The sequence below is a fragment of the Bacillus sp. FSL K6-1000 genome (assembly GCF_038630785.1).
Classification (GTDB): domain Bacteria; phylum Bacillota; class Bacilli; order Bacillales; family Bacillaceae; genus Bacillus; species Bacillus safensis.
This window is the reverse complement of record NZ_CP152042.1, coordinates 522,858-545,981: the sequence shown is the minus strand read 5'-3', so window position 1 is coordinate 545,981 and position 23,124 is coordinate 522,858. Positions and strand designations below refer to the sequence as shown.

Sequence of the window (23,124 nt, the reverse complement as noted above, 5' to 3'; positions counted from 1 at the left end):
CTATTCCCCCAATTCCCGCTTCAGTGTCTCAAGCCCTTGTTCAAGATCTAGTGCTGTCTGAATTTCTTCAAGCGATATTCCAAGTTCAATCAGCGTCACAGCGACTGCCGGCTGTATTCCTGTTAATACAACTTTTGCCCCCATGAGCTTGGACATCGTGATGACATCGCCTAATACCTTTGCAATAAAGGAATCAATCATGTCGACGGATGTGAGGTCAATGACAACACCGTTTGCTCCTGTTTCATGAATTTTATTCAGCAAGTCTTCTTGAAAGTGGAGAGCCGTCTGATCATCAAGCTCCCACTGTATTGAAATCAGAAGACAGTTATATAGTTTTAAGATTGGAATCTTCGGGTGATTTCTCACTAGGTTATCCCTCCAATGAAACAATTTTTCGATTTGTCATTTCCAAAGCAGTTTGAATTCCTTTTTGAAGGGTATTCTTTGTTGTAACTTGCGATAAATCAATTCCAAGGTTCACAATGGTTTGGGCTATTTCTGGGCGAATACCGACAAGCAAACACTTCGCACCTACTAATCTCACAGCCTCAGACGCTTGAATGATATGGTGGGCTACCATTGTATCAACAACAGGGACACCCGTAATATCAATTAAGACGACCTGTGAGCGATGTTTGACGACACCATTGAGCAGGTTCTCCATAATTTTTTTCGCACGATCTGTATCAATTGTTCCAACAAGCGGCATGACGGTGATGTGCTCAAATACAGGGATCAGCGGGGCAGAAAGTTCCTGCAGCGCAATTTTTTGAAGGCTGACTGTTTTCTCCCATGAGATGGAATACTGGTTTAAGATCTCGTTATGAATTGGTGTGATGAATTGGTCGATTTGCCAGATGAGGTCATGACTTTCTTCTGTTGTATCTTTGTCATCGTTCATTTTTTGATATAAATGTGTACGGATTTCAGTTAGACCATTTGCCAGTAACTTAAGTGATATACCCATTTGAACAATGTTTAAAGCAAGAGTTTGCACTTTTTCTTCAAAATCCTCATTATACCCCTCTGAAAGAGATGTAATGATTAGTTGAACATATTCCGAACAGATGGTTTCATACATTTTGTCGTTCAGCATCATGTCCGTTTCTTTTTCTCCGAGTCGTCTAAAAATGTCCGTCCACTCTTTTTGTAATTCCTCTTGATGCTCCCTTGCGAAAGCTAACACGATATGATTCGACATGTTTTACCCCCTACGTACATAAACAGCACTTCTTTTATTCTTTCTTCATTATAACGTTAATAAAAATTGAACACAAAAAAAAGTTGCTCTCAAGAGAGCAACCAAATCTCACCATATTAAAAATCAATAAGAGCCAAACTAACTTGTAAGGCTTCATCAACCTTCTCCATCATCTCATCATCAAGATGTGTGATTTTATCTGTCAATCTTTGTTTATCGATTGTACGAATCTGCTCCAAGAGAATGACAGAATCTCGTTCAAAGCCGTAGCGCTTTGCATCAATTTCGACGTGAGTCGGTAATTTCGCTTTTTGTATTTGGGCTGTTATGGCTGCAACGATAGCAGTCGGGCTGAAGCGATTTCCAATGTCATTTTGAATCACCAATACTGGGCGAACCCCGCCCTGCTCGGAGCCAACAACAGGAGATAAATCAGCAAAGTAAACATCACCGCGTTTAACAATCAAATGTTTAACCCCCGCTGACTAATCGCTCAACTGTATTCTCAGCCTCAAATTCTGCGTATTGTGCCTCTGAAGAGATATTCAGATTAATTTTCGCCATCTCCATGTAGCCGCGTCTCATCGATTCACGATTTTGTCGAATATTACGTTCACGAATATACGTTTTTGTCGCTCGGTAGATCAATTCATTTCTTGTTACCTTATCCTGCTCTGCTACTCGTTCGATTTCAGACATCAAAGCCTCCGGTAGTCGAATCTTCATTTCGTTTGTTGCGCTGGATTCAGACAAAAAACATACACCTCCACAAAACTTACGGATACCGTTTCGATCCATTCCAAGACTAATCATACCATTATTCAATGCGCAAGCAAAGCTGTTTTTTCATGATTTCTTATTAGAACATGAAGCGGCTGTTCACCCGTAAATCAAAGATGATAATGGAGTTCCTCTTTCACATTATACGCTTTTTTCCGAAAATCATACGGTATTTCCAAAATCTCTAAAAAAGGGAGAATGTTTACCCCTTCTTTGTAGAATAAAAAGGAACGATGTCAGTTTGACGATCGTTCCTGTGAAAGCTGTTTAGAAAAAGCTTGGCCCGCCTTGAAGCAGCGGATTCCGCACATGCACCCTTTTGCCGTCCTCTATATATACTCTTGGAACGCGGTGTCCAATGGAGCATGTGACTTCATAGTTAATGGTTTCAAGCCTTTTTGCAATTTCATCGACTGATACCATTTCTTCACCTTGTCCACCAATCAAAACGACTGGCTCCCCTACTGGAAGGTTCTCTTTCAGTTCAACCATGAATTGATCCATACATACCCTTCCGGCAATCTTCCGGCGCTTTCCGCCAACAAGTACTTCCGTGCCTGCCAGCTTCCGAATCCACCCGTCTGCATAGCCGACTGGTACCGTACCGATCCACATATCTTGATTAGCTGTATACGTCGCCCCATAGCTGACACTCTCACCCTTTTGAATGAGCTTTACATGGGCAAGCTTTGTATGAAGCGACATGGCTTCTTCCAGCTTGAAAGGAAGTTCATCTTTGATTTCCTCTGACGGTGACAGCCCGTACATACTGATGCCGAAGCGAACCATATTAAATAACACTTCTTTAAACCTTAATCCTGCTGCACTATTGGCACAATGAACAAGCAGTTTTTCCGTATGAAGCGGCTGAAGCAGGGTTTGAAAGGTGTCGACCTGCCGATCAAAATAGTTCTCATCCTTTTCATCCGCGGTCGCAAAGTGAGTAAATACTCCTTCCAGCTGTAAATAAGAATGCTCGCTGACAAGCTTCTTTACTTCATTCACTTGCTCTAACGTTTTCACACCTAAACGGTTCATTCCGCTGTCTATTTTCAAATGAAAACGAATGGGTTGTCCCATCTGCCCTTTCACCATATCGACGACTTCCCTCAGCCACCTGGTGGAGTAAGCGGTCATAATTACATTGTATCGAACAGCGGTTTTGACATACTCCGGCGGCACTGCGCCGAGTATAAGAATCGGTGCTTTGATCCCTTTATTTCTTAAAGAAATGGCCTCATCTAAAAAGGCTACAGCTAACAAGTCTGCTCCTGCTTTGAGGGCAGCTCTTGCCACTTCTATATCTCCATGTCCATATGCATTGGCTTTCACAACAGCCATCAGTTGAACATTTTGACCGATATGATCTTTCATATGTGAAACATTGTGCTTGATTGCTGTTAAATTAATTTCTGCCCATGTGTCTCTATAAAAGGCATTTGTGTCCATCAGTCACACTTCCCTATTGAATGATTCAATCCCCTCATATGATACTAAAAATCAAGAATAATGTGAAACAAATCAAAGAAAATCAGCCCTTGCACAGGGCTGATGCTTCATTTATCAAGGCTTTCCGCCTAAGAACTTCATTTATTTAGCTGACTGGCCTTCTACACTCTTTGCGACCATCAACAGCTCTTCCTTCGATAAATCACTTGAGGAAATTAAGTAGTCAACTCCGTCAGAGGTCCATGAGAGGGATTGATCTGTCAGAACCCCTACTGTCATACCAAGATCGACCGGCTCGCCGTTCATCGTGACAGGCGTAGATGCTTCCGCTACTCTCGCTTTTTCCTGGATGAGTGTGAAGGATTTCTTGCCGCCGTACGTAATCACATAACGCTTCCCAGCATCTGTTGTCATTTCTTTCTCTTCCATCTTCTTCACGCCTTCTGGCATATCAACTGGTGTTTTCACCGCAAAGCTGTCAGATGGGTCTGCACTTGTGGCAACATCCATTTGAGAGAGTGTCATATTTTTCTTCTCATCAAATGCATCTTTGTCAAAGGATTTATTGAATTCAAAGTGAGAGAATTCCACTTTCACCATTGGCTTTTTGTCGCTATCCAGCACTTTTACACTGGCAGGCGCCATTGTTTTCTTATGAAAGGTAATCTCTTGGGTAGGCAGCATTTGATTGTGCTGATAATTGGTCTTCGTTTCGAATACATACTTTGACTCTTTCGCTTTGAACTGAGCTGCACTGTCATTCTTAATGTCCTTCACGAGTGATTCGAATAAATAGACTTGACTGCTATTATTCGGCCAATCGCTATGGAAACGGAAGCTCTTGTTCAATGAAGGTGTCAGCACAAACACACCATTGCCGTTTCTTAAAATGACTTGACTCTGATCCTTTTTCGGATTTTCTAAATAGACACGGTAAAGCTCCGGCTTTTTGTACCAAATTTCTACCTGGTACTCCTGCGGGTCATTTCCTGTCTCAATGGTCATTTTTGCTTTGGCTTTGTATGATGTCATTTCCTCTGCCTTTTTGTTTAAATCTCCAACGATATCCTGCTGAGATTTTTGACCGCATGCGGAGAGAATCAGTACAAAAAGGATTCCCGTTACAAGCAAAACAAAGCTTTTTCTCACCCTTTTCAACCCCTTCGTTAATTGTGTTAAAAGGAAGAAACCGCTTGTTTGACTTTAACAGTACGCCTCAAGAGTTAACTGCGTACCGCGAACCATCAAAGCCTGTTAGCAACTCGCCCTTCCTTATCGCACTACCCAATATATGAAGGGGGGACAAACAATATGCAGACTAGCTTGACAACCTTTCAATTAAAACTTGTGCAGCAGCATATTCCTTTGTATGAGTAATGGACACATGAACCTGATCTCCCTCCGCTTTCTCGCTTTTGATGAAGGGTTTTCCCTTATCGTCTTTTTGAATGTCTATGTCATGAAAGCTTAAATGCTGACCGATTCCGGTTCCGTATGCTTTAGCGAAAGCTTCCTTTGCCGCAAAACGTCCTGCCAAAAATTCCAGCTGTCTTTTTTCACTGAGTGTACGAAAGACATCCTGTTCACTTAAAGTCAAAATTCGTTCTGGTAAACGGGGCTGTCTGCTGAGCACTCGCGATAGCCTGTCGATCTCTACAATATCAATGCCTATTCCTTTGATCATGAGGTACCTCCTATGATACTCGTACTAATTTGAGTGTTCGCTTCATAAACGTGTTACTATAAACTTACCAATATCTAGTCAAAAAGGGGTTTGTTATGTTTATTCGAACGGAGAGCTTTCAACAATTTATTAGATCGTATCCAATCGTAACAGCGATCCTCGCTTTACAAATCGGCCTGTGGCTTATATTTGCGATTCCTATCCCTATTATACAGCTTGGACAGGATCATCTCGTCGGTTTCAACTATGGTGTAGCGGCTGGGGAATGGTGGCGGCTCGTCACACCTATTTTTCTCCACGGAAGTCTCACGCATATTTTATTTAATTCTATGTCCCTTTTCTTATTCGCCCCAGCACTTGAACATTTGCTCGGGAAGGTTCGATTTTTAATCATTTATCTTGGAGCAGGGTTCATTGGCAATCTCGGGACCTATTGGGTGGAGCCTTTAGAGTATGTACACGTTGGCGCTTCTGGTGCGATCTTTGGTTTATTTGGAGTGTATCTATACCTCGTCCTCTTTAAACCACACATGATGGACCGCGGCAATTCACAAGTGATTTTAACGATTCTGGCTGTTTCTGTCATCATGACCTTCGTCAATTCGAACATCAATATCATGGCTCACTTATTTGGATTGATCGGCGGTATGATTCTAGCACCTATTACTCTGCTTTTCCATTCGAAAAAAAGACGCTATTAATCTCATAAAAAATGTCGATCCCTCCTTGAGCTGGAGCTGATCGACATTTTTCGTTTAAGACGATTGATTTTTTTCATACGAATACCAATCAAATACACGTGCAGCATCTTCTTCCTCAAGGTGATGCACACCAAAGGAATCAAGCAGCGCGGAGGATTTTACAAAGGTGTGAATACTTGCGACCCGGCCTTTCTTTTGGAAAAAGGATTGCGTCATCGTATAGTTTTGCATTCGTTTTCTCAAGACAATGCCAGTGGTCTTGCCAATGCCTCTTGATGTCAGTTGAATCAATGAATCTTTGATTGTATATCCTGATTGTTTATAAGCTAAATAGCCAAAGAATAGAGCAAGTGGTAACGGAATGAGTCCTAAATACCCCCATGGCGGAAAGCGCACCGACAGGATAACACCTACAAGTAACGGCACAAAGCCATATGAGATCAGGTAGCGTTTGAGTGAACGCTTTGGCACCTTTTTCAGCTCTGTTTCTGGTGCAACATGATAATGATCCGTGAATTGGGACAGCAATTCATTTATTTTTTTCTTCCGAATGAGCGGAAATAAGACGGAAGAGGTTTCTTTCTCTGTAATCGAACCTCCTGCACTAACAAGCATCACTGTCGCAAAGCCAAAAGGCTCACGGATAATATTCTCTTTGATTTTCACTGCTTGAATTCTCGCAAGTGGAATGGTCATTTGATGTCTCTCGATGAGACCTCTTGTAATGATGATGTCATTCCCTTTTCGTTTTGCAGCAAAATTCGCATACTGAAGCGCTGTTACCCCAACACTCAGGATCCACGCGATCAATACGGCAAGAAATATCAAAATCGCATAAATTTCAACGCTCGCATGACTTAAAAAAGAGAACTTCTTGAAGAACCCGTCCAAAGGGAGAATTTCATCTATTTGCGTGTAGATGGCAAGACACCCAGATATAATGACCCCGATACCGCTTGAAGTGGTCGCAGCCAAAAGCAATTCTGGCACACCCATACGATAGGAGACATTGATTTCTTCCTGCACAGGTTTCTGGGCAGCCAAATGGCCATGCAGATCTCCTGCTTCATCCGTCATTTCTTCTTCCTGCAAGCTTTTCTTCCGGTTGAAAATCGACTGCTTTAATTGTTCCGCTTCTGCTTTTGTAATCGCGGTCAGGCTCACTTCTGGACCATCCGTACCGCCTGCCGTTTCGATTTGAACCCGCACTAAACCGAAAATCCGTTGGAAAATACCTTCACTTGTATTGACTGTTTGAATTCGTTCTAACGAGATATATTTTTTCTTTTTCGTGATTACACCCGATTCCACACGAAATTCATCGTCTTCCATCCGGTAGGTGAATCGTCTCCATTCTAAAATGGTATATACGGCTTTCCATAAAAGAAGCACACCAAGAATGATAAATGCATAAAAGCGAATGCTCGAATTCGAGTTCACAAAAATCAACACGAAAAAAGGGATAATGAAGTTTTTAATCATGGATACAGCATCTGATATAAAATCAATGAACATCGAGATAGGATGTACACGTTTTGGTTCAGACATCATCTTCCGTCACCCTTGCTAAACGAGATATGTAATCACGAAGCTCATCTGCCTCTTCTAATTCTAGCGCCGGTATATCATGAACTGTGGCAGCAGTCGAAATTTGAACAGAGGCCAAACGATAGCGCCTTAAAAGCGGTCCTTGTGATGTATCAACATGCTGTACACGAACCATCGGCACAATGACACGTGTGACGCGAAAGAGTCCATGCTGTATTTCAATTTCATTTTCAAATACTTCGTAGCGCCAGATGTGATGGCGGATTTTTGGTATGAGCCAAATGCCAAAGATGACCTGTAAGACCCATAAACCAGAAAGAATCGCTCCAATCCAATATGGCCATTGAAAATAGTAGCTAGCAACAAATACCCCAATGATGATGAGTAAGAAAATCAATGAGATAATTCCATTTTGAAGACGCCATACCTTTAAACCATTTAGACTAATTTGACGTTGCGGCTGTTTTCTCACATTCTTCCCCCATTCTCTTACTTTTCTATCAATATATTACGTAACAAAGCCTAAAAAGTTTCAATTTTAGCCTGTTAAAAAAAGCGAACCCTGCAAAGGATTCGCTCTTGTATATTAGTTGTTATAAGATTTCTTTTGACGACGATCGTTAGAAGAACGATTGCGGTCATTTGAAGAACGCTTTTTATCACCATAAGATGAACGGCTGTTCTTGCCTTTTCCACGGTAGCCTCCGCCACCGCCGCCGTCTCTGCGTTTAGAAGAGCTGCGGTTGTTACGATGACGTTTTGAAATCATTGGTGCTTCATCTGTCAAACGAACAGGCGTTGCATCCGGCTCTTTTGTCATCATTTTGATAGCAGCTGCAACTACTGTTACAGAATCATGATCTTCCAGCAATTCAGCAGCAGCTGTCATGTAGAAGTTCAAGTTGTTTTCACTGATGATCGTGCGTAGACGGTCAACTGTTACTTGCTGTTGTCCTTCAATTGCCTCATCAAGTGTAGGTTCTTTCATACGATCCATTTTACGTTTAGTCGTTTGCTCAATCGCACGAAGCATATCTTTTTCACGTGGTGTGATGAATGTCATCGCCATACCTGTACGTCCAGCACGTCCAGTACGTCCAATACGGTGTACGTAGCTTTCTGGATCTTGCGGCACGTCGAAGTTATACACGTGTGTGACGCCTGAGATATCAAGTCCACGTGCTGCAACGTCTGTTGCGACAAGCACATCGATTGAACCTTCTTTGAATTTACGAAGCGCAACCATACGTTTTGCTTGAGTCAGGTCACCATGAATTCCTTCAGCTGTATAACCTCTAAGGTTAAGTGCTTCAGTCAATTCGTCAACACGGCGTTTCGTACGGCCGAAGACAATTGAAAGCTCAGGTGATTGAATGTCAAGAAGACGAGTCAATGTATCAAACTTCTTACGCTCGTGGATATCCAAGTAGAACTGTTGGATGTTAGAGACTGTCATTTCTTTCGCTTTAACTTTTACGTGTTCTGGGTTTGTCATGAAACGCTCTGCAATGCGCTTAATTGGTGCAGGCATTGTCGCAGAGAATAAAAGTGTTTGGTGTTCACTTGGTACATTTGAAAGGATCGCTTCAATGTCTTCGATGAAACCCATGTTTAGCATTTCGTCTGCTTCATCTAGCACAACTGTTTCAACATTTTGAAGACGCATTGTACGACGGTTAATGTGATCGAGTAAACGTCCTGGAGTCCCTACGATGATATGAGGATTTTTCTTGAGCGAACGGATTTGACGGCCGATATCTTGTCCACCGTAAATCGGAAGTACGCGTGCACGCTTGTCTTGGCCAATTTTGTATAGCTCTTCAGATACTTGAATCGCTAATTCTCTTGTTGGCGCAATGATAATCGCTTGGATATTTGGAGACGCTGGGTCGATTTTTTCTACAAGAGGAATACCAAATGCTGCAGTTTTTCCTGTACCTGTTTGTGCTTGTCCGATGACATCTTTATTTTGAAGACCGAGAGGAATCGTTTCTGCTTGAATCGGTGTTGCTTCTTCAAACCCCATGCGGTTAATAGCCTTCATGAGACTTTCGCTTAATTGAAAATCTTGAAACGTTATAGTCAATTTATTCAAACTCCTTCTAATTGCTGTTTCAGTAATCTCGTGAATGATCATTAAAAACTGCCCTTTTCTGAAAGGACAGGTCCATTATATACAAAGCCCGAATTACCCTACCTTATATCTTACCATTACACTATTTGTTTTTCAACAAGACAGAAATGGATATATCTACTGCTCGACAATGACAGATTCACCTTCACTTTGGTCTCCGTCCATCCATTTCCACTTTTCAAACAGTTGGATTTTTCCATTATCCAGCTGCTTAGGAGTGGAATCGCAAGACCCGCTTCTCATGCTGCCGTCCTTGCTTACATGATGGTATCTAAAATGAAGTGTTCCATCCTCATTCACAGTTCCTACAAGTACGCCAGATACAATACTGCCGCCTTGATATGTGCCCGTTAATATATTCCCGTCTTGACGATATTGAAATATGGTTCCTGCTGATACTTCTCCGTTACTCGAATTAGACTGCGGGATAAAGGTTTTTCCGTCATATTGAAACAACCGAATCAACCACCTTTTCTTTCCTATTGTACCATAGGCCTGTCACTCATTCGACAAAAATGATGCAAATTTTAACAAGTGGGATTCAATTTATATTAGTTTAGCCACATTTTAGCTTTTCTATATATTAAATTGCTTTTTTTAGAAAATGTTCTACTTTCTCAAACAATTGCTGGGCACATGGCTCATGGCAAACATGATGTTTACAATCCGGCAAATAAAACATTTCTTTCTGGCGAGACGGGACTTTATGATAAATAAATTCTGCACTTGAAGCAGGCACAATCCCGTCGCTTTCACCTTGAACAATTAACACAGGCAGATGAAGCTTCTCAAGCGAATTCTTCGTTTGCTTTACCAGCTTCATAAATTCTATCGCAGCTGACAGCGGCGTGCTTGTGAGCTTATGGCGATATCGATCATATAAAGGGTTTGTATCAACGATCCCTGACAGGGACTCCTTTACCATCTGCCGTGTGTCTTGCATCATTTGTTTTGGGTTCACATATTTGGCCGCAGCACTTAAAAGGACAAGGCGGGCAACTGGGTACTTCGCCGCTAAGTAAGAAGCAATCATTCCGCCCATAGAAAAGCCGACCAAATACACGGTGTCACAAGTCCGATAAAGGGATAGAAGTTCGAGTTCAGCTGTCGCTATCCATTCTTGATAAAGAATGCCTTTTAACTGCAGCTCATCCCCATGCCCCGGAAGCGTGACAGACTGCACATTCCAATCTGCCGCCTGTTTTAAATATTGCGCCAGCGGTTCTACTTCATAAGGGGCACCAGTAAAACCGTGAATACATAAACAGCCAATCATTCTGTCACCTTCTCACTTTTATAGTGCAGTAATGACTTCTTCCAATCGCATACCGCGTGAGGCTTTGACAAGCACAACATCGTCAGGACCTGCCACTTCAGCTAGTTTTTTCTTTAGATCCTCTTTGTCCATAAAGGAAAATACGTGCTCAGCCCCGAATGATTTTTTCGCTCCTTCAGCAATGAATGCACCTAGGCGGCCATACGTCATGACATGATCAATAAATTCTGGCTTAATGTAACGGCCAAGTTCATAATGATACGTTTCTTCTTCGCTGCCCATTTCGAGCATATCTCCAAGTACAAGAATACGATTGGCGAAGCCGTCCATATCCCCCACAAGATCAATGGCCGCTTTCATAGAAGTAGGACTTGCATTATACGCATCATTGATGACAGTGATTCCTTTGTCTGTTTTAAACAGCTCAAGACGCATCCCTGTCAACTTCGTTTGCATCAGTCCTTGGGCAATTTGTCTTTCATTCAGCCCAAAATGCTGGCCTATTGCAATAGCAGCAAGTGCATTCTTCACATTATGTTTCCCTAATACAGGAATGAGAAAACCCTGGGCATACCCTTCTACTTGAAATTCTGTTCCTTCTGCAAGCTGATTGATGTGCGTTACCTTGATATCACAGTCCTCTGCTTCTCCAAAGGTTTTTACACGCTGAGAAAGTGAACTTGATCTTTCTCGAAGCAAAGGCTCATCACCTAGGTAATAAAAGATGCCGTCTTCTTTTAAGCCTTTTACGATCTCATATTTTGCATCGGCAATGGCTTCTCTTGATCCTAAATCTTGCATATGAGATTCTCCGATATTTGTGATGACTGCTGCATCCGGCTCAGCGAGGTCTGATAAAAATTCGATTTCGCCTTTTGCACTCATCCCCATCTCCAAAACCGCAATATCAGTTCCTTCTGGCATTGCGAGAATGGTGAGCGGAAGACCGATATGATTATTAAAGTTACCGTCTGTTTTATGAACTTGATACGCTGTTTGCAGGACGGAATGAATCATGTCTTTTGTTGTGGTTTTCCCATTACTTCCTGTAATACCGACAACACGAGGGTTTTCTTCTTTTAAGTATGATTTCGCCAGCTGTTGAAGCGCAGCTAGTGTATCCTCTACAAGAATAACAGGAACGCCTTCTGGCGGATTGGCTTCTTTTTGATTCCATAGAACAGCTGATGCTCCAAGCTCTACTGCTTTTGAAGCAAATGTGTGACCGTTAAAATGTTCTCCAATAAGCGGGATAAACAGTGCGCCGTCTGATACTTTTCGTGTATCTGTTGTCACTCCGTGAATCTGCTCTTCGCCAAAAGCTTGATTAGATAGGGTTCCACCAGCCATTTGGGCGATTTGTTTCACTGTACGTTTGATCATGATTTTTCGCCTCTCTTTCTCATTTCACGTTTGAAGGAAAAGAGACACTACCTAAGGATAGTGTCTGCTTGCTGCTCACATTAAAAAGTTGTTTTAATGGTTTGTTTTTCTTGATGGCGTTCAATTGCAAGTGACACCAGCTTTTCAATCAACTCTGGATACTCTACACCAGTGTGCTTCCAAAGTAATGGGAACATACTAAAAGGTGTGAATCCAGGCATTGTATTCACTTCATTGATCAACACTTCACCTTTTTCTGTAAGGAAGAAGTCTGCACGTACGAGACCAGATCCATCAAGGGCTTTAAATGCCTTAATCGCCATGTCATGAATCGTCTTATATTCATCCTCTGACACACTCGCAGGAATGATCAAATCTGTATCGCCATCTTCATATTTTGCTTTGTAATCATAAAAATCTGTTTTAGGTGCAATCTCACCAACGACAGAGCATTTTGGCTCATCATTGCCTAATACACCAATCTCAATTTCTCTTCCAACAACGCCTTCTTCTACGACCACACGACGATCATATTGGAAAGCGAGGTCGAATGCAGTCTGCAGCTCTTCTTTGCTGCGGCATTTGCTAATTCCAACACTTGATCCCATGTTGGCAGGTTTCACAAAGCATGGATAGCCAAGTACTTGTTCCACTTGTTCTAAGCTTTCTGTTGTCGCTTTCTCAAAGTCTTTTTTATTGAAGGAAAGGTGCTTTGCTTGTGCAAGTCCTGCTTGTGCAAAAACATCTTTCATCATGACTTTATCCATACCCGCAGCAGACGCGAGAACGCCGTTGCCGACATACGGGATATTTAACAGTTCAAGTAATCCTTGCATTGTGCCATCTTCTCCATTTGGTCCGTGCAGCAACGGGAAGACAACATCAATTTTCTCATCAACCGTTGCAGGCTGTGGAAACATGCTTTCATTTAAAGAAGTTGGTAAAAACGTCTTTGCGTTCTGTTCAAATTGAAGCATTTTGACGTTTGATACTGGTTCAGTGAGTTTTTCTCCTCTTAACCATTCACCCTCTTCTGTAATATAAATTGGATGTATATCGAACTTCTCAGTGTTAAGTGCTTTTGTAACTGCAAGGGCTGTTTGCAGTGATACATTATGTTCAGCTGACTTTCCGCCGTAAATCAATCCTAAACTTATTTTCAATGGATACTCCCCCCACTAAAATTCATCTTTACTATCTTATCACTTTCAAGCAAAAATGCTCTAATTAATTTTTGTTGTTACGTAATTGAAATGATTTGTAAAGGTTGTAAGCGCCTCCCGAGCATTTGTATGTCATTCGCCTTTATTTTATATTAAAATGACATTGAAAAGGAGTTGTGACAAATTGAAAAAAATCACAAGTACTGAACAATTCAATGAAATTATTCAATCAGACAAAGAAGTGATCGTTAAATTCTTTGCAACATGGTGTCCTGACTGCACAAGAATGGACATGTTCATTCCAGACATCCTAGAAGCTTATGCTCACCATGAATGGTTTGAAATAAATAAAGATGATTTCCCTGAATTAGCGGAAACGTATCAGGTAATGGGTATTCCAAGCCTGTTAATTTTCAAAAATGGTGAAAAAACAGGTCATTTACACAGTGCAAACGCAAAATCGCCTGAAGAAGTGACAGAGTTTCTTCAAGAGCACGTTTCTTAATTGAAGGACATCAGCAAACTTTTGCTGATGTCTTTTTTCTTTTTAAATCTCTTCATAAGACGAGCTTCGCAGCAAAAACGTTTCAAATTGATGTTTTCCCTTACGACAAGTCATGACAAAATTATTTCCTGGGAAAGAATGCAGCGTCGATACAGCATGGAATATGTCGGTTACGTGAATTTTCTGAATTGAATCTTTACTTCTGACATTTGTCTTTGTATAATGGAGTTGCTAATTGAAAATGATTATCAATTTCATCTGTGTGAAATCCTATAGACGGTCATTCTAATAAAGGAGCGATAAGTCACATGTCTAAGAAGAAGATCAAAACCTATCAGCAATTGATTGAAGAGAACAAAAAGGCGATCATGCGCGATCCTCAAATGATGGAAAGTATATACGAAACCATCGACAAAAAACACCAGAAGCAGCTTGCAGCTGCTGGGCGTGAATCATAACTACAAGAGGAGCAGTCATCACTGGCTGCTCTTTTGTCTGCCTCAATAAAATAAAAAAGCCGATAAAATCTGTTATTCGATTTTATCGGCTTTTGTTTTAATGTGATTTCGCTACACGGTCCTGCTTCATTCCTAAATAAATGAGCATATATGTGAGATAACCCATTGTCATCGTTAAACCACCGAAGAAAAATTGAGAAAAGACTGGTTCCTCAAATGTTGTAACGGCAGCAAGAATGATCCAGCTCGCATATAAATAAACCATGAACCATTTCATGTTTCTTTTAAGTGTATACAGAAAGAGAAGACCCGCTAACGAAAAGATCCCTAGCGCTAGTCTGAAATAAACAAGATGATCAAACTGGAAGGCAAAAGACACAAACGAAAACGACAGCAGCAACAAAATTGGTAAAGCCGTAATGAAATTTTTCACGATAGTGCCACCTCCATGACTCCTTCTTATTATAAGACAAAATCAGCCGGTTATCGTGAAATACAGACTCGTTTTCACAAAGATGTCACGAATTTTTCTTGTTATTTGACACAATTTTTACACATTTACATCACGTTTCCAAAAAAGAATCCAAGCCGATCCAACAAAGAAAACAAAATGCGCCCCTACTATAAATAGAGAAAACAAAAGGCTCATCCCATGAAAAGGCGGCGGTCCTTGAAAGCTGTACTGAGTAAAGTCCGTATTCGCAAAAAGGAGGATTTTTCCCCACTGATTTTCTAAAAGAGACATGATCGGTACAAGTGATTTCGCCGCATATAAAACAAAAAACGAGGTCACAAGTGCAACAAGACTGTTTCTAAACAAACTGGAACACATAAAAGCAAAGCTTGCCATCATGACCACTTCCACCCACTGAGATCCAATGACGGCAAACGTATGCTGAAATAATTGCCCCGTTCTTTCATCAAAATCAGTACCGAAGAAAATAAGACCAAATAGAAAAGCTAACACATAATAAAAAACAAATAAATAAATGACTGTCAGTAAAAGTGTGATGTATTTTGACAGAAAAATGTGCAGTCTTGTTTTTGGCCTGATCAATAAAAACTTGATCGTCCTTTTTTGAAACTCTGTTGAGATCAAGGTCGCGCCAATAACGACAGCAAGCACCTGTAAAATAAACACGACATTCGTGGAATAAGCAAAATAGTTTGCGACTGTGTCTTGTCCACCAAAGCTTGATATGACTCGTTTCAAGGTGAGAGCCATTGCTAGTTGAAATACAACGATCAACCCAAGAGCAATGAATGTGATTTTTTTCCTCATAATTTTCTTATGCTCATTCTTGATGAGGTTCAGCATCTGTCTTCCCGCCTTCCGTCCATTTCATAAACGCCTCTTCAATTGATTGCTTTTGAGGCGTCATTTCAAGTACATCAAACCCCGCCAGCACAAGCTGTTTGTTCAGTTCTGGCACACGTTCTTTGTTCAGTTGAAGCAGTACGCGCGCTCCGTCTCGTTCATATGTATACTCCTGTGCGTCAAGCCATGAAACCGCCTTTTCTATTGGCTGAATATTCATCAGCACCTGCTCTTTCCCTTCCATATCACGGAGATGAGAGCTAGCTTTGATCTGCCCCTTTTGAATGATGATCATGCGGTCACATAGTTCCTCTACCTCATGCAATAAATGCGTCGCAAATAACACCGAGGTTCCTTCTTCCTTTACGAGCATTTGCAAGTGCTCCCGGAATTCCTTCATGCCTGCAGGGTCTAGTCCATTTGTCGGTTCGTCTAAAATGAGCAGGTTTGGCCGATGCAAAATAGCTTGTGCAATCCCAAGCCTTTGTTTCATCCCTAGCGAATACGTCTTGACTTTCTGATGAATGGCATCCTCCAGACGAACTCTTTCCACTACTTCCTGAATGCGTTCCTCCGTCACCCCGTCGTGCATCGCTGCATACATTTCAAGGTTTTCAAAGCCTGTTAAATACGAATAAAATTCTGGGTTTTCTATGATTGCACCAACAGATGACATCGCCTGGAGAAAGTCCTCATCTTGTGAATATCCATTGATCATGATGCGGCCATTGTTTTTTTTCATCAAGCCAACGATCAATCGAATCAAGGTTGTTTTTCCAGACCCGTTGGGGCCAAGTAATCCGACAATTTCTCCCCGCCCAATGTCTATAGAAATATCCTGCAAGATCATTTTCCGGCCAATTTGTTTATCGACTTTCTCTACTTTTAAAACAGCAGACTGCAAAGTGGTTCCTCCTTCTGATGTAAAGCCTATGGCGGCAGTTACGACCGCTCATCCTGTAAAAAGTATATCACGCGAGACAAACCAATCCATGAAAAAAAGGACTGATCCAGTCAGCCCTTCTTGCTTATTACAGTGATAAGTTAGGTGTCGGCGCTTCTTTTTCATGTTTCTTTTCGGTTTCAGAAACAATTACCGCACATGCTGCGTCACCTGTAATATTCACTACGGTCCTCGCCATATCTAATAAGCGGTCTATGCCAAGGATCAGCGCTATTCCCTCAACAGGAAGGTTCACGGAATTTAAAACCATGGCCAGCATGATGAGCCCTACCCCTGGCACGCCTGCTGTACCGATACTTGCTAATACAGCCGTTAACACAACAGTCAGCATTTGAACAAACGTCAGTTCAACCCCATATACTTGAGCGATAAAAATGGTCGCAACACCTTGCATAATGGCCGTGCCATCCATATTGATGGTTGCACCCAGCGGCTGCACAAAGCTTGAAATCGGCTCTGGTACCTTTAAACGCTTTTGCGCTGTTTCCATTGATACCGGCAGCACTGCGTTACTGCTTGATGTACTAAATGCAACAACCATCGCCGGAGAAAAACCTTTAAAGAATTCCATCGGATTTCGTTTAGCTAAGATCGCAACGGTTGATCCATATGTCAGGAAAAAATGCAGGATGAGCGCAATTAACACGACCGAGAAGTAAAGTCCCATCGCTTTCATGGCATCCAGCCCCTGACTGCCGATTGCGGTTGCAATCAAACCGAATGTCCCGTACGGTGCAAATTTCATCACAACACCGACAAGATACATCATTAATTCATTTCCTTGTTCAAACAGCTTTAGCAAGCCTTCTGTTTTTTTACCGAGCATGGCGATGCCAAGACCTAAAAATACACAGAAGACGATAATTTGAAGCATATCTCCTTCAACTAACGATTGGACTGGATTGGTTGGAATAATGTTGAGTAGTGTTTCTGCCATTGATGGGGCTTCCTCTGCGGAATAATCAGCTGCTTTTGTATCAAAATTGCCGAAAGCCCCCGGCTTGATTAATACAGCTAATGAAATGCCAATGATGATGGCAAAAGTCGTAGTGAGCAGGAAGTAAGTAATGGTTTTTGCGCCGATTCTGCCTAGCTTTTTCGGATCGCCAAGGCCTGCTACGCCGAGCGTGATCGAAAAGAATACAATGGGCACAACCAGCATTTTAATCAGGTTTAAGAAGATTTGACCTAGAGGTGTAAATAAATAAGGATTTAACACTTTGAATACATTTGGAGCAAAAAGGTTAAGCAGCAATCCTGTGATGGCACCTACAAACAAGGCAATAATAATTTTCGTCGCCAGCTTCAATAAAATCTCCCCTTCCTCGTCAAAAAGCCCACGAGAGAGTCTTCTCGTGGGCCTGCGTGTCCATACGTGTACCACTGTCTACTCTCTTCACGCTGATGAGGTTAGCTGACGGGTTAGGACGAAGAGATGTCCTTTTTTCTCAGATAAGAAAAATTCACCCCAAAAACTTGGGTCCCCCATTCCTTTAGAAGGATTAAGCGTGTGGTAATATGATATTTTCATACCATTTATACCTTATTTTTAGAAAATTGTAAACAGGTTCATATGAACTTTTTAATTACTTTCTTCCCTATTTGTGACCTCAAGAATATCTAAAATAAACACAAAGATTGGAATACCGATAATAAGTCCCCAAATGCCAATATAGTGTTCAGAGAAGATCAGCACAATAAACGTGAAGAAAATAGGGAGTTCTGTTTTAGCTGACATGAGCTTCGGATTTAAGAAATAAGCTTCAATGGCATGGATAATCACGATCACCAGCACAATATAGAGGACATACATTCCGCCTCCAAGTGTATACGCAATGATGCTGAGTGGAATAAGAGAGATAACCACACCCGCTACTGGGATTAAGCCTAGCAAAAAGACCATGACCGCTAAGCCAAATAACTGCGGGAAACCCATAATGCCTAGCGCAATTGTCGTTAGCACACAATTAACGGTTGCAATAATAAACTGTGCTTCGAGTACTTTTCCAAACGTTCGGGAAAATTTACGTCCAAAGAAGGCAATTTCATGATAGAACACGGAGATTTTACTCGTTTTGAACTTGTTCATAAATTGAATGAGGCGTTCCTTTTCGAACAGGAAGAACATGCTTAATATTAAGGACATAATGACCTGGATACTGAACGTGCTGAAATCAGTTAAGTATGTATAGAGGAAATTAAACCCTTTCTCAAAGAAAGCTGATATTTTGAAATCACCAAATACGTTCGTGATGACGTCAAAGAAGGGTAAATCTTGTGGATGATCTGCGATTTTCTTTCCTAAATGGAATAGCTGCTCCACCTGTTTGGCGATGATTGGTACAAAAACGAAACCGCCAAATGTCAAACCACCAGCCAGAAGAATATACAAAATAGTAATGACCGATTTCTGTCCTATTTTCAGGAAGCGATTTAAAAAGCCTCTAATGACCTCTTCTAACCGATTCATCAAAAAGGTGAAAATGAAGGTCAGAAGAATTAAATTCATCATTCCTCTTAATAGATATAATGCTGTAGCTAATACTACAAATACTAAAAACCGCTTAACACCGGGTTTTTCGAACAATTTTAAAAATGCCGCCATTACGTTACACACCTGCCAGGACTAAAGTCTATTTTTCATCTTATCTGATATACATTATATCGGATCTTTCTGTAAATTATATAATAAAAGGTCAACGAGGTCCTACGATTCGTAGTCATTTTATTGATTTTTCTTTTTTACACAAGAAAAAACCGAACCTATGTAGAACATAAGGTTTCGGTTTTTGGTTGTTTTTATACTAAACAGCCTGCTTCATATTCCGCATTTCCTGAAGTGCTGTTTTGCTCTTCGATTCGTCAAATTCACCTTCACTCTTCGCGACAACAATTGTTGCGATTCCATTACCAATGAGGTTTGTGATGGCTCTTCCTTCGCTCATGAAGCGGTCAACACCAAGCAGCAGTGCAAGCCCCTCTAGCGGAATAACCTGTAGTGCTGCAAGTGTAGAGGCAAGCACGATAAATCCGCTTCCTGTCACCCCAGCAGCTCCCTTTGATGTCAGCATCAGAACAAGGATAATCGTGATCTGCTGACCGATGGACAGGTCTACACCGAACACTTGCGCCAAGAAGACGACGGCCATCGATAAATAGATTGAAGTTCCGTCTAGATTAAAGGAATAGCCTGTTGGAATAACAAGACCAACAACAGATTTAGAGCAGCCGTAGCGTTCCATTTTATCCATCATTCTTGGCAGCACAGATTCTGAAGAGCTTGTGCCAAGAACAATCAAAATTTCATCCTTGATGAATCGCAGATAACTGAACAGACTAAAACCATACATTCTACAAATGATGTTCAGTACAACGAAGATGAACAGGAACATTGTCATATAAACGGAGAGCATCAGACTTGCCAGCGGTTTAATTGATGCCAGCCCAAAGTGTCCAATTGTATAAGCCATTGCTCCAAATGCACCAAGCGGCGCTGCACGCATGATATATCCAATGATTTTAAAGAAAACGAGTGAAAGCTTATCAAGCCATTCGATGATGCCTTTCCCCTTCTCGCCAAGTGCAGCGAGCGCAACACCGAATAAAATAGAGAAGAATAAGACCTGTAAAATATCACCCTTTGCGAAAGCATCTACCATGTTAGATGGAACGATGTGTGTGACAAATTCCATCCAGTCGATGCCCTGTCCGCCATTTTGGGTATATTGTGAGACATCCCCTTTTTCAAGCTTGCTATAGTCAAGACCTGCACCTGGCTTCATGATATTCACAACAAAAAGACCGATGACCAGAGCAAGTGTCGTGACGACTTCAAAATAAATAAATGCTTTTCCCCCAACTTTTCCAACCTTTTTCATATCCCCCATCTTGGCAATACCAAGAACAATGGTTAAGAAAATAATTGGTGCAATGACCATTTTAACGGCATTGATAAAGGTATCACCAAGCGGCTTCATTTCTTTTCCGACGTTTGGCCACACCATCCCGACAATGATCCCGATGATGACAGCTGCAATCACCTGAAATGTCAGGTTCTTCAAAAGCCTTTTCATAAAAAATCAACTCCCTCACCCTTTGATGTAAACGCTTAACTATTATCTGTAGGTAAATGATAGCGATTTCATCAAAGACTGTGAAGCTTATGGACATATCGTACATTTTGGTCTTTTTGGTCTCTTAGTCAGAATGTACGATATATTTATTCACGGGTCGTCCTACCCCGCCATATTGCATATCTAATTTCAGCTCGCCTTCTTTTACGAGGAAGTCTAAATACCGGCGTGCCGTGACACGGGCAATGCCGAGTGCATTGGCAACTTCCTCTGCAGACTGTGCGCCTTCCTGCAAGCCCATATACGCTTTAATTTCGTTCATCGTATGCACATTCAGCCCTTTAGGAAGCCAAGTATCTTCCTGTTTAACAGCAGGCTTTCGTATGATATCATCGAGCATCTCCTGAGAAAATTCCGCGGCGGTTCGAATTTTTGATTTAAACGCCTTATAGCTTTCAAGAGATTCTTTCATTCGTTCAAACTTGAAAGGTTTAATAATATAATCCCGCGCACCATTTTGAAGCATGATGCCGATGGTCTCTTTGTCCTTCGCTGCTGAAATCACAATCACATCCACCTGCATCTTCTGTTTTCTGATGTCTTGCAGCGTTTTGACGCCATCCTTTTTTGGCATATACACATCAAGTACCACGAGATCTGGACGAGTCTCTTTAATCAACTGGATGCCCTGCTCCCCATTTCCTGCGACAGCTGCTACTTGAAAGCCAGGAACACTCATAATGAATTCTTTATTCACTTCTTGCACCATCGGGTCATCTTCAATTAACAGCACCTTAATCTGAGTCATCTGTCTCTCTCCTCTATGGTCATTGGGAATTCGATTGAGAAGGTGGTACCAATGCCGATGCTTGATGTGACTTCTACATTTCCCATCCCTTTGTCGATAATCGTTTTTACAATATACAGGCCATAGCCTGTTCCGCCCTCTTTGCCGTGTGTGAAGCCTTTATCGAAAAGATAAGGAATTAGTTCCTCTTCGATTCCGGAGCCATTGTCTTCAATTAAAATCGCGAGGACATCCTCCGTTTGATCGATGCTAATGGAAATGACTTTTGTGTCTCTTTCTACAGTATCATACGAAGCAAAGGCGTTCTCAATGAGATTTCCGAGCAGCTTTGTCATATCATGCTGATCAAGCCGCTCAGGGAAATGACGGAGACTGCTATGTTCATCTACTTCGACCTTGATGCCAAGCTCCTTGCCCCTTCTGATTTTACTCATCAATAATCCTGCGACCGCATCATGCTGAATGACGCGATGAAGAAAGTCCGTCACATGTTCCTGCTCCTCTGTCGTTTGAAAGGCTAGATCGAGCGCCTGATCGGCTTTACCAAGCTGAATCAGCCCGGCAATCGTATGGAGCTTATTCATATGTTCATGGTTTTGCACCCGCAAACCGTCCACAAAGTTTTTAACCCCTGTGAGCTCTTCCGCCAATTTTGCCGCTTCCGTCCGGTCCTGAAAAATGGCGACCGCTCCGATGATCTTCTTTTTCATCACAATCGGAATCCGGCTGCTCATGATCCGCTTTCCGCTCATATGAATTTCTTCATTGTAGACGGGTTCTGCGCGATCGATGATCTCAGGAAGTCGTGTATCAGAGAGCACACCCCAAATATTCTGGCCCACGACATCACCTGTCACGCCAAAAATCTGCTTCGCTTTCTCATTAAAAATGGTGATCATGTGCTGATTATCAATGGCGATGACCCCTTCATTAATAGAGTGAAAGGTTGCAGTACGTTCCTCTAGCATTCTAACAATCTCATGCGGCTCCAGCTTAAACATTTGCTGTTTAATATGGCGGGCGAGCAAAAATGAACCTACAAGCCCAAAGCTGAGCGTCAGCAGGAGAATCATGAGGATATCTCGCTTCATTTCTCCTAATATATCTGCCATACTTGGCAGGGTTCTTCCTACAAGCACAACCCCTGTTTGATTAAATTGATCATCCTTCACTGGATAAAAAGCTCTGATGGCTGTTCCAAGCTCTCCCTCTGCTTCTGAGAAATAAATATGCTCTGCAAAAGCCGGCTCTTCATCTGTTCCTTCTGAGCGCTGGCCAATCCTTGTTTTTACTGGATGCGTTAATCTCACATGATCCATATCCATCACGACAATATAGTCAGCGTCTTGAATAATCCGAATTTCTTCGATTGCATGCTGTAATCGATCACGTTCCTTTGTCTGATCAGCTAACGCCTGCTTCACCTCATTCATTTCTGCCACAGTTCTCGCCGTGTTCATGAGTCTCTTTCGAAGCTCCCGTTCCTCTGTTTGCTGAATTCCCCCAACAAGGACAATCCCTCCGATTAAAAGGGCGAAAATGACAACGAAATATGTGAGGATGGTAAGCTTCCATCTAATAGATAATTGTTGTAATTTCAATCGATTTCTCATCATTTTTTCACCTGTATCTTTACGAATTCTTCCTCTGTCAAGTATGCTTGACATAAGGGGGAT

At 41.8% G+C, this 23,124-nt stretch carries 25 protein-coding genes and 1 riboswitch; of the genes, 3 read left to right on the top strand and 22 right to left on the bottom strand.

Annotation, left to right across the window (positions count from 1 at the left end; genetic code table 11):
- The 7 genes from rsbS to acpS form a co-directional block, all read right to left on the bottom strand.
- Entirely contained in the window at positions 1–369 is a 369-nt protein-coding gene (rsbS, locus tag MHI46_RS02625; protein WP_003214235.1) for an RsbT antagonist protein RsbS, read from the bottom strand.
- Positions 370–373: 4 nt separating this feature from the next.
- A complete protein-coding gene (locus tag MHI46_RS02620) occupies positions 374–1,204 on the bottom strand; it encodes an RsbT co-antagonist protein RsbRA (protein ID WP_039176712.1) in 831 nt (276 codons plus the stop codon).
- 116 nt (positions 1,205–1,320) lie between these two features.
- Complete coding sequence (ndoA, locus tag MHI46_RS02615) at positions 1,321–1,671, bottom strand: type II toxin-antitoxin system endoribonuclease NdoA (protein ID WP_024425388.1); 351 nt, start codon at positions 1,669–1,671, stop codon at positions 1,321–1,323.
- Positions 1,672–1,675: 4 nt separating this feature from the next.
- Positions 1,676–1,957: a hypothetical protein gene (locus MHI46_RS02610; RefSeq protein ID WP_003214273.1), complete on the bottom strand. Its 282-nt coding sequence runs from the start codon at positions 1,955–1,957 to the stop codon at positions 1,676–1,678.
- Positions 1,958–2,251: 294 nt separating this feature from the next.
- Positions 2,252–3,433 carry an alanine racemase gene (gene alr, locus MHI46_RS02605; protein WP_260775330.1) on the bottom strand — a complete coding sequence of 394 codons (1,182 nt, stop codon included), beginning with the start codon at positions 3,431–3,433 and terminating at the stop codon, positions 2,252–2,254.
- 141 nt (positions 3,434–3,574) lie between these two features.
- Positions 3,575–4,591 carry an outer membrane lipoprotein-sorting protein gene (locus MHI46_RS02600; protein WP_087975235.1) on the bottom strand — a complete coding sequence of 339 codons (1,017 nt, stop codon included), beginning with the start codon at positions 4,589–4,591 and terminating at the stop codon, positions 3,575–3,577.
- 160 nt (positions 4,592–4,751) lie between these two features.
- Positions 4,752–5,117: a holo-ACP synthase gene (gene acpS, locus MHI46_RS02595; RefSeq protein WP_039176708.1), complete on the bottom strand. Its 366-nt coding sequence runs from the start codon at positions 5,115–5,117 to the stop codon at positions 4,752–4,754.
- 95 nt (positions 5,118–5,212) lie between these two features.
- Here acpS and MHI46_RS02590 point away from each other — a divergent pair, with 95 nt between their 5' ends.
- Positions 5,213–5,818 carry a rhomboid family intramembrane serine protease gene (locus tag MHI46_RS02590; protein WP_039176707.1) on the top strand — a complete coding sequence of 202 codons (606 nt, stop codon included), beginning with the start codon at positions 5,213–5,215 and terminating at the stop codon, positions 5,816–5,818.
- Between the two features lie 54 nt (positions 5,819–5,872).
- Here MHI46_RS02590 and MHI46_RS02585 read toward each other — a convergent pair whose 3' ends face one another.
- The 7 genes from MHI46_RS02585 to MHI46_RS02555 form a co-directional block, all read right to left on the bottom strand.
- The gene (locus tag MHI46_RS02585) at positions 5,873–7,369 is read right to left on the bottom strand and encodes a PH domain-containing protein (protein WP_039176705.1); all 1,497 of its coding nucleotides are present in this window, start codon (positions 7,367–7,369) and stop codon (positions 5,873–5,875) included.
- Positions 7,359–7,838 (bottom strand): PH domain-containing protein, encoded by a 480-nt coding sequence (locus MHI46_RS02580; RefSeq protein ID WP_039176703.1) that lies wholly within the window; start codon positions 7,836–7,838, stop codon positions 7,359–7,361. The genes MHI46_RS02585 and MHI46_RS02580 overlap by 11 nt, the downstream gene beginning before the upstream one ends.
- 114 nt (positions 7,839–7,952) lie before the next feature.
- Positions 7,953–9,452, bottom strand: a complete 1,500-nt coding sequence (locus MHI46_RS02575) for a DEAD/DEAH box helicase (RefSeq protein WP_024427371.1) — start codon at positions 9,450–9,452, stop codon at positions 7,953–7,955.
- Positions 9,453–9,617: 165 nt separating this feature from the next.
- Entirely contained in the window at positions 9,618–9,956 is a 339-nt protein-coding gene (locus MHI46_RS02570; RefSeq protein WP_039176701.1) for a glutamate synthase, read from the bottom strand.
- A gap of 127 nt (positions 9,957–10,083) precedes the next feature.
- Positions 10,084–10,776, bottom strand: a complete 693-nt coding sequence (locus tag MHI46_RS02565) for an alpha/beta fold hydrolase (protein ID WP_058837372.1) — start codon at positions 10,774–10,776, stop codon at positions 10,084–10,086.
- 18 nt (positions 10,777–10,794) lie between these two features.
- Positions 10,795–12,159, bottom strand: coding sequence for a UDP-N-acetylmuramoyl-tripeptide--D-alanyl-D-alanine ligase (murF, locus tag MHI46_RS02560; protein ID WP_251181525.1), 1,365 nt, complete (start codon positions 12,157–12,159; stop codon positions 10,795–10,797).
- A gap of 80 nt (positions 12,160–12,239) precedes the next feature.
- The gene (locus MHI46_RS02555) at positions 12,240–13,322 is read right to left on the bottom strand and encodes a D-alanine--D-alanine ligase (RefSeq protein WP_039176698.1); all 1,083 of its coding nucleotides are present in this window, start codon (positions 13,320–13,322) and stop codon (positions 12,240–12,242) included.
- A gap of 184 nt (positions 13,323–13,506) precedes the next feature.
- On the opposite strand from MHI46_RS02555, the gene MHI46_RS02550 reads away from it, so the two are divergent.
- Together MHI46_RS02550 and fbpB are read left to right on the top strand one after the other, a co-directional pair.
- Positions 13,507–13,827, top strand: coding sequence for a thioredoxin family protein (locus tag MHI46_RS02550; protein WP_012008983.1), 321 nt, complete (start codon positions 13,507–13,509; stop codon positions 13,825–13,827).
- 308 nt (positions 13,828–14,135) lie between these two features.
- Positions 14,136–14,285: a Fur-regulated basic protein FbpB gene (gene fbpB, locus MHI46_RS02545; protein ID WP_065215285.1), complete on the top strand. Its 150-nt coding sequence runs from the start codon at positions 14,136–14,138 to the stop codon at positions 14,283–14,285.
- 97 nt (positions 14,286–14,382) lie between these two features.
- Here fbpB and MHI46_RS02540 read toward each other — a convergent pair whose 3' ends face one another.
- From MHI46_RS02540 to MHI46_RS02505, 8 genes are all read right to left on the bottom strand, one after another.
- Positions 14,383–14,718 (bottom strand): hypothetical protein, encoded by a 336-nt coding sequence (locus MHI46_RS02540; protein WP_260775324.1) that lies wholly within the window; start codon positions 14,716–14,718, stop codon positions 14,383–14,385.
- A 117-nt stretch (positions 14,719–14,835) separates the two neighbouring features.
- A complete protein-coding gene (locus tag MHI46_RS02535) occupies positions 14,836–15,603 on the bottom strand; it encodes an ABC transporter permease (protein ID WP_039176696.1) in 768 nt (255 codons plus the stop codon).
- Positions 15,581–16,507 carry an ABC transporter ATP-binding protein gene (locus MHI46_RS02530; protein ID WP_342503080.1) on the bottom strand — a complete coding sequence of 309 codons (927 nt, stop codon included), beginning with the start codon at positions 16,505–16,507 and terminating at the stop codon, positions 15,581–15,583. The genes MHI46_RS02535 and MHI46_RS02530 overlap by 23 nt, the downstream gene beginning before the upstream one ends.
- A gap of 127 nt (positions 16,508–16,634) precedes the next feature.
- Entirely contained in the window at positions 16,635–17,876 is a 1,242-nt protein-coding gene (locus MHI46_RS02525) for a dicarboxylate/amino acid:cation symporter (protein ID WP_047201995.1), read from the bottom strand.
- 76 nt (positions 17,877–17,952) lie between these two features.
- Positions 17,953–18,086, bottom strand: a riboswitch (cyclic di-AMP (ydaO/yuaA leader).
- 63 nt (positions 18,087–18,149) lie between these two features.
- Entirely contained in the window at positions 18,150–19,172 is a 1,023-nt protein-coding gene (locus tag MHI46_RS02520) for an AI-2E family transporter (RefSeq protein WP_039176691.1), read from the bottom strand.
- A 199-nt stretch (positions 19,173–19,371) separates the two neighbouring features.
- Positions 19,372–20,640 carry a C4-dicarboxylate transporter DctP gene (gene dctP / locus MHI46_RS02515; RefSeq protein ID WP_338594070.1) on the bottom strand — a complete coding sequence of 423 codons (1,269 nt, stop codon included), beginning with the start codon at positions 20,638–20,640 and terminating at the stop codon, positions 19,372–19,374.
- 124 nt (positions 20,641–20,764) lie between these two features.
- Positions 20,765–21,448 carry a response regulator gene (locus MHI46_RS02510; protein WP_144516567.1) on the bottom strand — a complete coding sequence of 228 codons (684 nt, stop codon included), beginning with the start codon at positions 21,446–21,448 and terminating at the stop codon, positions 20,765–20,767.
- The gene (locus MHI46_RS02505; RefSeq protein WP_180272394.1) at positions 21,445–23,049 is read right to left on the bottom strand and encodes a sensor histidine kinase; all 1,605 of its coding nucleotides are present in this window, start codon (positions 23,047–23,049) and stop codon (positions 21,445–21,447) included. Before MHI46_RS02505 ends, MHI46_RS02510 begins: the two co-directional genes overlap by 4 nt.
- Positions 23,050–23,124: the final 75 nt, after the last annotated feature.

Excerpts from the sequence above, each read along its gene's own strand:
- MHI46_RS02620 (WP_039176712.1), bottom strand. The coding sequence starts at position 1,204 with ATGTCGAATCATATCGTGTTAGCTTTCGCAAGGGAGCATCAAGAGGAA.
- alr (WP_260775330.1), bottom strand. The coding sequence starts at position 3,433 with ATGGACACAAATGCCTTTTATAGAGACACATGGGCAGAAATTAATTTA.
- acpS (WP_039176708.1), bottom strand. The coding sequence starts at position 5,117 with ATGATCAAAGGAATAGGCATTGATATTGTAGAGATCGACAGGCTATCG.
- MHI46_RS02590 (WP_039176707.1), top strand. The coding sequence starts at position 5,213 with ATGTTTATTCGAACGGAGAGCTTTCAACAATTTATTAGATCGTATCCA.
- MHI46_RS02585 (WP_039176705.1), bottom strand. The coding sequence starts at position 7,369 with ATGATGTCTGAACCAAAACGTGTACATCCTATCTCGATGTTCATTGAT.
- MHI46_RS02565 (WP_058837372.1), bottom strand. The coding sequence starts at position 10,776 with ATGATTGGCTGTTTATGTATTCACGGTTTTACTGGTGCCCCTTATGAA.
- murF (WP_251181525.1), bottom strand. The coding sequence starts at position 12,159 with ATGATCAAACGTACAGTGAAACAAATCGCCCAAATGGCTGGTGGAACC.
- fbpB (WP_065215285.1), top strand. The coding sequence starts at position 14,136 with ATGTCTAAGAAGAAGATCAAAACCTATCAGCAATTGATTGAAGAGAAC.
- MHI46_RS02535 (WP_039176696.1), bottom strand. The coding sequence starts at position 15,603 with ATGCTGAACCTCATCAAGAATGAGCATAAGAAAATTATGAGGAAAAAA.
- MHI46_RS02520 (WP_039176691.1), bottom strand. The coding sequence starts at position 19,172 with ATGGCGGCATTTTTAAAATTGTTCGAAAAACCCGGTGTTAAGCGGTTT.
- dctP (WP_338594070.1), bottom strand. The coding sequence starts at position 20,640 with ATGAAAAGGCTTTTGAAGAACCTGACATTTCAGGTGATTGCAGCTGTC.
- MHI46_RS02510 (WP_144516567.1), bottom strand. The coding sequence starts at position 21,448 with ATGACTCAGATTAAGGTGCTGTTAATTGAAGATGACCCGATGGTGCAA.